Annotated in this window: 6 protein-coding genes; 1 reads left to right on the forward strand and 5 read right to left on the reverse strand. The window is 57.8% G+C overall.

Translation table 11 applies throughout. From position 1 onward, the window contains the following. Window positions 1-22: 22 nt before the first annotated feature. The 4 genes from ACAW74_RS15235 to ACAW74_RS15250 all read right to left on the reverse strand — a co-directional run bounded on the left by ACAW74_RS15235 (window position 23) and on the right by ACAW74_RS15250 (window position 8,516). Window positions 23-3,145 carry a SusC/RagA family TonB-linked outer membrane protein gene (locus tag ACAW74_RS15235; protein ID WP_370699063.1) on the reverse strand — a complete coding sequence of 1,041 codons (3,123 nt, stop codon included), beginning with the start codon at window positions 3,143-3,145 and terminating at the stop codon, window positions 23-25. Window positions 3,146-3,180: 35 nt separating this feature from the next. Continuing rightward, on the reverse strand, window positions 3,181-4,119 hold the full coding sequence (locus ACAW74_RS15240) for a carbohydrate kinase family protein (protein ID WP_370699064.1): 939 nt from the start codon (window positions 4,117-4,119) through the stop codon (window positions 3,181-3,183). A gap of 48 nt (window positions 4,120-4,167) precedes the next feature. Then, complete coding sequence (locus tag ACAW74_RS15245) at window positions 4,168-5,502, reverse strand: sugar porter family MFS transporter (RefSeq protein WP_370699065.1); 1,335 nt, start codon at window positions 5,500-5,502, stop codon at window positions 4,168-4,170. A 245-nt stretch (window positions 5,503-5,747) separates the two neighbouring features. After that, on the reverse strand, window positions 5,748-8,516 hold the full coding sequence (locus ACAW74_RS15250; protein ID WP_370699066.1) for a hybrid sensor histidine kinase/response regulator transcription factor: 2,769 nt from the start codon (window positions 8,514-8,516) through the stop codon (window positions 5,748-5,750). Between the two features lie 322 nt (window positions 8,517-8,838). Here ACAW74_RS15250 and ACAW74_RS15255 point away from each other — a divergent pair, with 322 nt between their 5' ends. Next, entirely contained in the window at window positions 8,839-11,379 is a 2,541-nt protein-coding gene (locus ACAW74_RS15255) for a glutaminase family protein (RefSeq protein ID WP_370699067.1), read from the forward strand. Window positions 11,380-11,420: 41 nt separating this feature from the next. On the opposite strand, the gene ACAW74_RS15260 is transcribed toward ACAW74_RS15255, so the two are convergent. After that, window positions 11,421-12,779, reverse strand: coding sequence for a 3-deoxy-D-manno-octulosonic acid transferase (locus ACAW74_RS15260; protein ID WP_370699068.1), 1,359 nt, complete (start codon window positions 12,777-12,779; stop codon window positions 11,421-11,423). Window positions 12,780-12,863: the final 84 nt, after the last annotated feature.

Below are 12,863 nucleotides of genomic sequence, written 5' to 3' on the forward strand. Positions count from 1 at the left end.
GCGGGCAACAGAGGCCGTTGGTTTAGAAGGAGAAGTTCACGCCGGCCGTGTACATGGCCGGGATGGGGTACGTGCTGTTGGGCGTTTCGGGGTCGACGCCTGTGTAGTTGTTGGAGCGGGTGCCGGGCTTGATTGTCAGGATGTTCTGCCCCTGCACATACACGCGGGCGCGCTGCATCTTCAGCCGTTGTACCAGCGCCGTGGGTACGTTGTAGCCGAGCTGAATATTCCGCAGTTTCAGGTATGACCCGTTTTCGATGAAGTACGTCGACGTACGGCCTTCGTTGTTTTTATCGGTCAACGTCACGGCCGGAATTGATGACGCCGTGTTGGTGGGCGACCAGGCCTGCAACGTGCGCGCCCCCCAGTTGGTACCCGCCCAGAGCGACGTAAAGTCGGTCAGGATTTTGTTGTCGTTGTACACGTCGATGCCCTGCACGCCCTGGAAGAACAGGGCCAGATCGAAGCCCCGGTACGACAGACTGGTATTGAACCCGTAGATGACTTTCGGGTCGCGAACGGCAATCCAGGTGCGGTCATTCGCATCGATCTTGTTGTCGCCGTTCAGGTCTTTGTAGCGAATACGCCCGACGCCCTTACCTACCTGATCACCTACCGCATCGACCTCGGCCTGGCTCTGAAAAATACCGTCGGTAACGTACCCGTAGGTCGAGTTGATCGACCGGCCCAGGATATTGTCGGTCGTGCCGTTTCCGCCATATGCGTTGACCACTTCTTCGGGCAGCGCCACCACCTTGTTGCGGTAGGTCGAGGCGTTGGCCGAGATGTTGTAGCTAAACTCCGAACCGATTTTATTCTGGTAGCCCAGCTGCACTTCGATACCCCTGTTTTGCAGGGCAGCCCCGTTTACCCACCGGCCACCGCCGTCGCCTACAACGGCCAGATAGGGTGGTTGCACCAGAATGTCTTTGGTATTCTTGACGAAGTAGTCGATCGAGCCCGTCAGTTTGTAGTTGAACAGGCTGAAATCGAGCCCGACGTTGGTTTGGGTCAAGGTCTCCCAGCGCAGGTTGCTGTTGCCCAACTGAATGCGCCGGAAGCCCGATGGTAACGTACCTGACGCCTGCCCGCCAATGGCGTAGGCCGTGCCGTTGTCGTTATCCCAGGTAGCGTCGGTGCCGTACTGGGGGATATAGAGCGAGTAGATGGCGTTGTTGGCGATGTTCTGGTTACCCGTTTGGCCCCAGCCCGCGCGCAGTTTTAGGTCCGATAGGATGGGAAGCCGGTCTTTGATAAACGCTTCTTCGCTGATGCGCCAGCCGAACGACGCTGCCGGAAACGTACCGTAGCGGTTGTCCTGCCCGAAGCGTGACGAACCATCGCGCCGGAGCGTAACCGACGCCAGGTAGCGGTCGTTGAACGAGTAATTGACCTTCCCGAAAAACGACATCAACGCGTAGGCCTGCCCCGACCCGCCATTGTCTTTGTTGCCCGACCCGGCGTCGAGGTACATATAGTCGGGGTTTTGCTGGGCGAAGTTTTCGCGCATGGCCGAGAAACCACTGCCCGTAAACTGGATTTGCTCGGTACCGGCCAGGGCCTCCACCCGGCTCTTGCCCAACGCTAGGTCGTAGTTCAGCGTATTTTGCCAGACCCAGTTACCGTAGAAATTGCTGAAGTTGGTCACGCGGTTGGTGTTGTCTGACAGGAAGCCCGACGTGTACGCTTTGTACATCGACCGCAGGCTGGTCATGGTGTAATCGACGCCGATGTTCGAGCGCAGGCGAAGCCCTTTCAGCGGTTCTATCTCGATAAACGCGTTCCCGAAGAGTCGCCCGCCGTAGGTTTTGTTCTGCGTATTGTCTTCGATGAGCCGCACGGGATTATGCCGGTCGGTCATGCTCGGTGCGGGGCCGCCCCAGCCGCCCGTCACGGTGTACACCGGCACAATGGGCTGCTGCACCAGCGCGAGGTACATAATGTCGCCCACCGGAATCTCGGTGTTGCGCGTTTTGGTGAACATGACATTTTCGCCCACTTTTAGCCGCCCGTTCAGGAAACTGTAATCCGAGTTCATGCGGGCCGTGATCCGGTTGAAGTTGGTGCCGCGGATGATGCCGTCGTGGTTGAAATAGTTGAGCGAAAAGAGCATGTTACCCCGCTCTCCGCCGTTGGCCAGACTCAGGTCGTACGACTGGATAATGCCCGTTCGGGACACCTCGTCGAACCAGCGCGTATCGGCCGGGCGCATTGTTTTTTGCGGGTCGATAAACTCAGGTACGTTCACGCTCTGCAACACCGGCTTGCCATCGGGGCCGGGCACGGTCTGGAACGAATAGATGGGGCTGACGGGCGTGACACCGTCGTTGGTAGCAGCCTGCCAGAATACCCGACCCCGCTGCTCGGTGTTCAGTACATCGAGTTTCGAGTTGTACTGCTGGGCGGTGGTATAGGCCGTAAAGTCGATGCGACTGACACCTTTTTTGGCCCGTTTGGTCGTCACGATGATAACGCCGTTTCCTGCTCGCGAGCCGTAGATGCTGGCCGCCGACGCATCTTTAAGCACCTGAATCGACTCGATGTCGTTCTGGTTGAGCGTTTGCAGTCCTTCGGTCGTCGGTACACCGTCGATGACGTAAAGCGGGCTGTTGTTCCCCAACGTACCTACTCCCCGAATCTGCACGTTGGCACCCGCGCCGGGGTTGCCATCGGTAGTGATAAACACACCCGCCACGCGCCCCTGCAAGTTCTGCATCACGTTGGGAGCGGGCAGGGTTTTTACATCGCTCACGTTTACTACGGCCACGGCGCCAGTCAGGTCGGCTTTGCGTTCGGTTCGGTACCCCGTCACGACCACCTCGGTGAGGTTCTGCTGGTCTTCAGTCAGGGTTACGTTGATGGTACCGCCGTCACCCACGGGCACCTCTTTGGGTAGCATGCCCACGAAGGAGAACACAAGGGTGGAGCCCGACGAAACATTGAGCTGATAAGCACCGTCGGCGTTGGACGTTGTCCCGTTCTGCCGAACCGCCGGGCCATCGCCTTTTTCAATGACCGTTACACCGGGGATGGGCCTGCCGTCGGCCTGACCCGTCACGACGCCGGTGACGGTAAGTTTGCTTTGGGCAAGCGCCATCTGGCCCAGGCCCAAAGCCAGCATAACGAAGAGTATGGCTTTTTTCATACGTTTAGAGAAGTTATTGGATTTAGTAAAGGGTGTCAGTGCAAGGCAGTAGCCAAGGGACCAGCAATTAGGCGCGCTGCGGCCAGAAAATCCTGAATCGTGCTAGCGGAAAAAGAGGGTGTTGCGCCGTGCTGCGTGGCCACGTAAGCGCCGGTAGCGCAGGCAAATTCAAGGGCTTGTCGGGTGGCAACGCCCGTTCGCAGGCTGGCCAGCAGTGCCGCCAGAAAGGAGTCGCCGCTGCCAATGGTATCGGCAACCTGCACCGGAAAGCCCACCTGCCGAACGTACCCGGCCCGGTCGAGCAGCGCCGCGCCGTCAGGCCCCAGCGTGACGCATAGTGTGTCGAGGCGATAGCGGGTGTAAAGCTGCTGCATGGCCTTTTTTAAATCTGGTTCGAAACCATACCAGCCGGTCAACTCAACCAGTTCATGCTCATTGAGCTTCACCAGATTGGCCCGGCTCAGCAGCGCCTCGATCGTTGGCCGGTCGTAGTGTGGGGCGCGCAGGTTCACGTCGAATACCGTTTGGGTATCCGATTGAGCAGCGACGTCCAACAGCCCGAGCAGGGTCTCGCAGGTCTGTGGGCTACGCGCCGCCAGACTGCCGTAGATGAATACCTCGCTTTGCCGCACCAGTTCGGTCTGGACTTGGTCGGGTTGGATGTAATCCCAGGCAACCGGCTGCACAATCTTGTAGGTGACTTCGTTGGCATCCGATACGTTGGCTTTGGCCACGCCCGTCAGATGCGATTGACCGATCTGCACGTACGTAGTGGGCAGGCCGTGATCGTGCAGGAAATCGAGCAGTTCACGGCCCAGATCGTCGGTGCCTACCCGGCTGATGAGCTGGGCCTGCTGCCCAAGGTTGCGCAGGTGCAGCGCCACGTTCATGGGGGCACCACCAGCTTGTTTGCCCGTCGGTAGCACGTCCCAGAGAACCTCACCGAAGCAGACGAATGGGGATGATGTAGTCATTGGTCGGGGTGTTTACAGGAATTTGGTGTTGGGGATATAGGTCGGCTTTCAGTGCACCACGAAGGTTTTTCCGACCTGTTCGAGGCTGGTCCCTTTGGTTTCGGGCATCCATTTCCAGACAAAAACCAGTTGGATCACCATCATCAGGCAGAAGAAGAGGAAGGTGTAGGCTCCGCCCAGCTTTTCGGCGAAGTAGGGAAACGCAAACGTGATAATGGCGGCCATGAGCCAGTGGGTGAAGCTGCCCAGCGCCTGCCCGTTGGCGCGCACTTCGTTGGGGAAGATTTCGGAGATGAACACCCAGATGACACCGCCCTGCGAAAAGGCGAAAAAGGCGATGTAGACAAACAGCAGTACCGGCACCGACATCCCACCGAAATCGTGCACGTAGAAGGCACGGGCAACCAGCCCCAACGTGGCAATCAGCCCCAGCGAACCGATGAACATGAGCGTGCGGCGGCCAAAGCGGTCGATCAGGTTCATGGCCAGCATAGTAAAGAGCAGGTTAATGACGCCAATGCCCGCCGATGACAGCAGCGCCGAACTTTTGCCCAGACCCGTCATTTCGAAAATGCGGGGGGCGTAGTAGATGATGGCATTGATACCCGATACCTGATTGAACACCGCAAACAACACGGCCAGCATGACCGGCGTCTTATAGCGGGCGGAAAACAGCCGGGCGGGTTGCTGCGTCAGGGTTTGCTGCTCGGCCGTGTAGCGCAGGGCGTCGAGGGTATCTTCGTAGTTGTCGGCGTCGATCAGTTGCAGTACCTCGCGGGCTTCATCCTCGCGCCCGGCCCGCAACAGCAACCAGCGGGGGCTTTCGGGAATGTTGAGCACCGCCAGCAGAAACAACAGCGATGGGATGGCCTGTACACCCAGCATCCACCGCCAGGCAGCGTCGCCCGCGTTTTGTAACAGGTAATTCGACAGGTAGGCGATCAGAATGCCCAGCACCACGTTGAACTGAAACAGCGCCACCAGCCGCCCCCGCGACCGGGCCGGTGCGATTTCGGTGATGTACATGGGGGCGGCCACCGACGAGGCCCCAACGCCCAGCCCGCCCAAAAAGCGGAAGACCAGGAAGACGCTCCAGTCGACGGCGAGCGACGTACCCAGCGACGAAACCAGGTACAGGACGGCAATCCAGAAGAGGGTTTTACGGCGACCAAATCGCTCGGCCGGGATACCACCCAGCATGGCGCCGAGCACCGTTCCGATCAGGGCCATCGACACCGTAAGGCCGTGTTCCCACACGCTGAGTTGCCAGAGTTCCTGTAGCGACTGCTCGACGCCCGAGATCACGGCCGTATCAAAGCCAAAGAGAAAGCCGCCCAGGGCAGCCGTAATAGACCAAAGAAAGATGCGTTGTTGTTGGCTCATGTCAGACAGGGAAAGCGTCGTTTGATGAGCCAAAGCTATTCAGACACTTACCCGGCCGACTTACGAAAATCGTTCAGATACTTATGTAAATGATTTATAAGAAATATCATTGATTATCAATTATTTACAAACGAAGTATAATAGTCGATTTTCGTTTTTGATACAGCTAGTTTGGATTTTGTTACAGGCTGGTTGTGGCCTTGTATGACCTCAGGCCGAATAGGGGCGGGCAACGTACCGGCCAATCAGGCAACCGCCGCTTTCCGAAACTCCGACGGCGTACGCTGGGTGTGTTGCTTGAAAAAGGTCGTGAAGTAAGCGGGTGAACTGAAACCGGTTTCGTAGGCAATCTCGGCAATGGGTTTACCGGTTTCTGTCAGCAGCACTTTGGCTTTTTTCAGGCGGATTTCGGCGAAATAGTCGTTCACGTTTTTGCCCAGCAGGGTCTGCGCTTTTCGGTAGAGCTGCACGCGCGACAGGCCCATTTCGCGACTCAACTGCTCCACGCCAAAAGCCGGGTCGGTGAGGTGCTGCTCAATCAGGGCGGTTAGTTCGTTCAGGAACTTCTTCTCCTGCCGGTTTTCGGTTTTGGCCAAATAATCGCCCGTATACCGGTTCTGCCACTTTTCGCGGTTGGCCAGAATGGTGTTGATCGTTTCGAGCAGGTACGTCATCTGAAACGGCTTGGCAATGTAGGCATCGGCTCCGGCACGGGTACCTTCGATCCGCTCGTCCATCTGCCCTTTGGCCGTCAGTAGAATGACCGGAATGGTCGACGTTCTGAAATCGGCTTTGATCTGTTGTGTGAGTTGAAGACCGCTGACGCCCGGCAACATAATGTCGCTGATAATCAGGTCGGGAAGGGTGTCTAAGATCTGCTCCCAACCCCGCTCGGCCGACGACTCGGCCAAGATCTCGAAGCGGTCGCCCAGCCGGTTAGCCAAATACTGCCGCAAGTCGTCGTGATCTTCGATGATAAGCAACGTACCTGCTTTCTTTCGACTGATCGACGGGGTCAACACCGGCTCGGCTTGCGGCCACTCGTCGTTGGTGGGAAGATAAGCGGCGGGTGAACCCATTGGCCCGAGCTCAGACGTATCGAGGTGAGCGTTGCCCAGCGGCAGCGTCAGGGTAAACGTGGTGCCCTTGTCTTTCACAGACGCTACCTGCAAGTCACCATGATGTAAGGTGACAAATTCCCGCGACAGCGCCAGACCGAGGCCATTGCCCAGGGTAAAATTGGTGGTACTGGTATAAAACAGGTCGAAGATGCGCGTCTGCTCGTCGGGCGTCATCCCTTCGCCATTGTCCTGCACCTGAAGCTGAACGGTATCGTCTGTGCGTGTCAGACGAATGTGAATAAACCCACCCCGCGGCGTGTATTTGAAGGCATTCGACAGCAGGTTGAACAGCACTTTATCCAGCTTTTCAGGATCAAACCAAAGTGACAGCTGTGGCTCCGTGGTCAGCAATCGAAGGTCGATGCGTTGCTTGTCGGCTTTGGCCTGAAAATCCTGCACGATCTCACGCGCGAAGCCAACGATATCGCCTTCCTGAGCCCGTAGCAGCAGCTTCCCGGCGTCGGCCCGGCGCAGATCGAGCATCTGATCAACGAGTCGTAACAGGCGATGGGCGTTTTTTCGGATGAGTTGTAAGTTGCTACGTACCTCGCGGCCGTCGGTCTGTTTGCGGGCGAGCATATCCTCGGTGGGTGTCAGAATCAGGCTCAGCGGGGTGTTGAACTCGTGCGAGATGTATGAATAGAACCGTAACTTTTCTTCCGTTGCCAGCCGGGCCTGCTTCGACACGGCTTCGATCTGATCTTTCTGTTGCCGAATCTCTTCGGTCTGCTGCGTCAGGCGCTGGTAAGCCGTCTGTTTTTCGCGCACCAGATACAGGGCGTAGGCACCCAGCACAATCACGATCAGTAAACTGACCAGTGTGACATAGAGCCGATTACGCTGGTTGGAATACGTGCGGTTCAGGTCGCTGATGCGTTTATGTTGCCGGTCAATGTCCAGCTGCTGCTCGATTACTTTATCGTTTTGCAGCTTCATGATCGGCACGTTGGTCGAGTCGATGAGGGTAATGGGCAGGCGGTTTTCCCGCTTGAAGGGCTGTTTCTTCAGAATCGCCAGCGCCGTCCGGATGGCCTCGCGGCCACCGGTGGGGTAGAGCACCGTCGCATTAAGGACTCCCCGGTCCACCAGATCAATACCCTCATTTAGGCCGGGTAGCCCGTCTACGCCAATGATCTTCACGCGATTGGCCACACCCGCCCGCTGACAGACGCGGTAGGCTTTCAAGGCCATCCGGTCGTTCTGAGAAAAAATGAGATCGATGGCCGGTTGGGCTGTCAGAAGGCGGGTCAGTTGCTCGTCGAATGACTGCTTGTCCCAGTCACCAGCCAGTTTCCTGGCCAGCTGAATGCCAGGCGTTTGTTTAATCGCCTCCATAAAACCCCGGTGCCGGTCGATATCGGCCGAGGAACCCGGTGATTCCCCAATTTCCACGACCGTGCCCCGGCCTTTGAGCAGGTTGCTGGCGTAAATACCAGCGGTGCGCCCCACTTCCTCGTTATCAGCGCCTACATAAGCTGTGTATTGATCGGAAGCCGTCCGCCGGTCGAGCACGATAACCGGAATCCCCTGCTGATAGGCCTTTTCGACAACAGGGGTAATGGGTTGCGCCGAATTGGGCGATACAATAAGCAGATCGACCCGCTGATCGATAAACTCCTGAATCTGGGCGGCTTGCCGGGCGCTTTGGCCACCGGCATCTTTAACGATAAACGCTACTTCCGGTGTGAAGGAAAGCTCCTGATTCATGTTTTCCAGCATCGTCCGGCGCCAGGTGTCGGCGGTAGTCCGTTGCGAGAAACCAATGCGGTACGTTGTTTCAGGAGTTGGGTCTGCACAACCCGTCAAGCTCAGTACAGCTCCGATAATCAGATATAGCCGCTGAATGACGGTGCGCCAATGACGAACAACGCCCCGGCTCTGCTGATAAAACATTGAGTAGATAAAAGATAGCCTTCAGGCTGGTCGATTTCTGTGAAATGACGTTCTCTCTATCAAATATAGATTTAATATAGGAGAATAAGCCTATTGCGGCTCTGTATGATGCAATCAGTTGGTTGTTTTGTCCCGTGCTTTTCGAATAAGCTCTGTTCTGGCCTTGAGGGGTGTCCTACGCGCCAGTCTTTGCATTGAATAGTACATGGTCTGGGCTTAACCGAAATTAAAATAGTACATGAATATGTTATATAGGTACAATAATTGCGTTGTGTCATCTAGTTTTAAGGGTAAACTTGTATTTGCCTTTTTTCTCGTAACGATGAACATAACCGACAGTCTGGCGCAACCCACGGCCCGACTCATTCACTCATCTGCGGCACTGCCCGGCGCCGCCAGCGCGGCGCTGAATCCGCCGGCTACACCCCTCATCACGGTCGACCCATACACCAGTATCTGGTCGTTCGGCGACCAGCTCAACGACCAGCCTACCCGCCACTGGACGGGCCGACCCCATGACCTCAATGGACTGATTCGCGTCGATGGACGGCTGTACCGTTTCATGGGTAACCCTACGTTTGCGGGCGATACACTCGTTCGGCCCGGAGCGCGCGTGGCTCAGGAAGCCCGTTTTCGAACGGAAGCGCCCGACAACGACCGCTGGATGCAGCCCGATTTCGACGATAGCCAGTGGCAGCGTGGTCTGGCTCCGTTTGGCTCACGCCCCACCGATCGCACGCCCTGGAAAACGCCCGACATCTGGGTGCGTCGCGAGGTGATGCTCGATCAGGTACCAGCCGGGCGGCTGCTGGTTAGTGCCATCTACAACGACAACTACGAACTATTTATCAACGGGCAGCGGGTGGCGCAGGCAAGCGGCGTTTCGGCCCGTTATGAACTGACGAGCACCAACCGTGCGATCGGCGAGTTGCTCAAACCCGGCCGGAATGTGATTGCTTTTCACAGCCAGAATTTCGGCGGCGGTACCGCGTCCGGGCAGCAATTTGTCGACGTCGGGCTGTTGCAGGAGCGCACGCTGGACCTGCGGGCGGCTACCCAAACGGGCAAACAACTCTCGGCCACGCAGTCGCGCTACACGTTCGAGGCGGGCGGTGTCGGGCTGACAGTCACGTTTATGGCCCCGCTGCTGATGGATAACCTCGATGTGCTCTCCCGACCCGTGCAGTACGTTTCATATCAGGTACGTTCCGTCGATGGAAAGCCGCACCGCGTGGAACTGTATCAGGATGCTTCGTCGGACATTGCCATCGACAACCCCGGTCAGACGGTTACGTGGCGGCGCGGCCGGACCGAAGCCCGGTCGGCGAAGCAATCGGCGCTGAACTGGCTGCGCGTGGGTACGGCCGAACAACCGGTGTTGGGTAAGAAAGGCGACAACGTCCGCATCGACTGGGGCTACCTCTATGTGGCGGCCCCGGCTAGCCCCGGCATCAGCCACCGCATCGGTACGTTGGCGGGTGCAGTCAACCAATTTGAGCGCGAGGGCATCGTTTCCGATATCCGGGCGGGTGGCCGACCCCTCATGCTGACCGATAGCGCGGTGGTGCTGTCGACGTCGTTTGCGTTGGGTATGGTATCGGAGAAACCCGTCGAGCGGCATTTGCTGGTCGGTTACGACGACCGGCAGTCGATCAATTATTTCGGAAAGCCACTCAATGCCTGGTGGCGGCGGTACGACAAAGCGAGCACCGATGCGGCGATGGAACAGGCGCTGCAAGCTGCCGAGTCCGATTACCCGACCCTCCAAAAAGCCTGCACGGCCTTTGATCAGACGCTGTATGCCGATGCACTGAAGGCGGGCGGGGCCACCTATGCCGATCTGTGCGTACTGGCGTACCGGCAGGCCATTGCGGCGCATAAGCTGGTGGCAAACCCAGCGCAGACCGGCGCGCCTCAACCGCTGTTTTTCTCAAAAGAAAACTTCAGCAACGGTTCCATCGGTACCGTCGACGTGACGTACCCGTCGGCACCGCTATTCCTGAAGTACAATCCGACACTGCTGAAAGGCATGATGGAGCCGATCTTCGAGTATTCGGAAAGCGGCCGCTGGACCAAACCTTTCGCCGCGCACGACGTGGGTACGTACCCGATTGCGACGGGGCAAACCTACGGCGAAGACATGCCGGTGGAAGAGTGCGGCAACATGCTGGTGTTAACGGCCGCGCTGGCGCACGTGGAAGGCAACGCCAACTACGCCCGCCGCCATTGGCCTGTATTGACCACCTGGGTCGAGTACCTGAAGAAAGAAGGCTTCGACCCGGCCAATCAGCTGTGCACCGACGATTTTGCCGGCCACATTGCCCGCAATGCCAACCTGAGCATTAAGGCCATTATGGGCATTGCGAGCTACGGTTATCTGGCTGGTAAACTGGGCGATAAGCAAACCGAGACAACGTACCTGACGCTTGCCCGCGACATGGCCAAAAAATGGATGGAATTGGCGAAAGACCCGTCGGGCACCCACTACACACTGACGTTCGAGAACACAGGTACGTGGAGCCAGAAATACAATCTGGTTTGGGATAAGCTGCTGGGGCTAAACATCTTCCCGGCCGAGGTAGCACAGCAGGAAGTCGCTTTTTACCTGACCAAGCAGCAACCGTTCGGCCTGCCCCTCGACAGCCGACGTACCTACACCAAATCGGACTGGATTGTCTGGACAGCCACGCTCGCCACCAAACCAGCCGATTTCGAAGCGCTGATTCAGCCCATCCGCCGGTTCGCGACCGAAAGCCCCGACCGCGTTCCACTCAACGACTGGCACGAGACCACCAACGGCCATAAAGTGGGTTTCCAGGCCCGGTCGGTGGTAGGCGGCTATTTTATCAAGATGCTGGAGTAGCGCCAGGCCTTTAAGGTTTCTGAAATAGGGTCGCCTGAGCCTTATCGGTCTAACCCCGCCACCACGGCCATCACCTTTTCGGTGGCGCCGACATTATCCAGTACATACGCTTTACAGATCGCCCAGGCCCGTTCGCGTGTCGGGGCGTTTTCGTAGAGGCGAGTAAAGGCCTGCGTGAGTTCGTCGGTGTTGTTGATGGCGAACGCGCCGCCCTGCGCCACCAGATCGACGGCTTCCTGAAACTTGCGGTAATTAGGCCCAAACAGCAGCGGCAAGCCAAACGTCGCCGCTTCGAGGCAGTTGTGCAGCCCTTTACCAAACGCCCCCCCGATGTAGGCCATCGTCCCATACTGATAGAGCGACGACAGCATGCCAATGTTGTCGATGAACAGGTAGCGGACCCCACCCCCGGCCCCTCCCCTTAAAGAAGGGGAGGGGAGCAGCTCTCCAAGAGATATAGTATCCTCCCAAGGAGGGCTCCCCTCCCCTTTTTTGAGGGGAGGGGCCGGGGGTGGGGTCAACTCCGAAAAGCGCACCGACGGGGCTGTGAGTTGGGTCCGCCAACCTTCGATCTCGGCGTCGTTGATTTCGTGGGGGGCAATGATAACGCGGAGAGGGGCCGAAAACTGATTAAGCATCGGGATGAGCACGGCCATATCGGCGGCCCACGCGCTGCCTACAATCAGCGTAGGTACGTTGCTGTCTACGAACGTCGCCACTTCGGGGATGTCGCGTTTGCTGGCGGCCACCTGCGCGACCCGATCGAAACGGGTATCGCCCGCCAGGATCGACTCAATGCCAATGCCACGGAGCAAGTCGACCGACTCCTGATTCTGCACCAGAATGGCCTGAAAATACGTCAGGAGCTTCCGGTAGAAGCCGCCCCACGGTTTGAAGAAGAGCTGATTGGGCCGGAAAATGGCCGAAAAGGAAATCGTGGGTACCGCTTGTCTAGCCAGGGCGGGATTGGCCTCGTTGAGCGTGCGGAGGTAGTGATACCAGAATTCGTATTTGATAAAAAAGGCCAGTTGCGGCTTCACGGTGGCCAGCCACTCGCGGGCGTTGGCGGCGGTGTCGGCGGGCAGGTACGTGATCACGTCGGCACCCGCATAGTTTTTGCGCACCTCGTAGCCCGAAGGCGAGAAGAACGACAGCACAATCTGGTATTGTGGGTACGTTGCCCGTAGCGCTTCGATCACCGGCCGGCCCTGCTCAAACTCACCCAGTGAGGCCGCATGAAACCACGCCACGGGGCGCGTGGGGTCGAGGGGTTTCGCCCGAAACGGCTCCCGCCATGCGGCCCGCCCCGCCACCAACAGCCGTGCCTTCCGGTTGAACGGAGCCGCCAGCCGGATCAGCAAACCGTAGAGCAGGATGGACAGGCTATATAGCAGGGACATAGGTTGACTTAAGGGATAGTGGATTATGAAATAGGGATTATGAATTGGTTGCGCTAAAACCTTACTGGCACGCCGATTCATCAT

The sequence above is a fragment of the Fibrella musci genome, from assembly GCF_041321105.1.
GTDB lineage: Bacteria > Bacteroidota > Bacteroidia > Cytophagales > Spirosomataceae > Fibrella > Fibrella musci.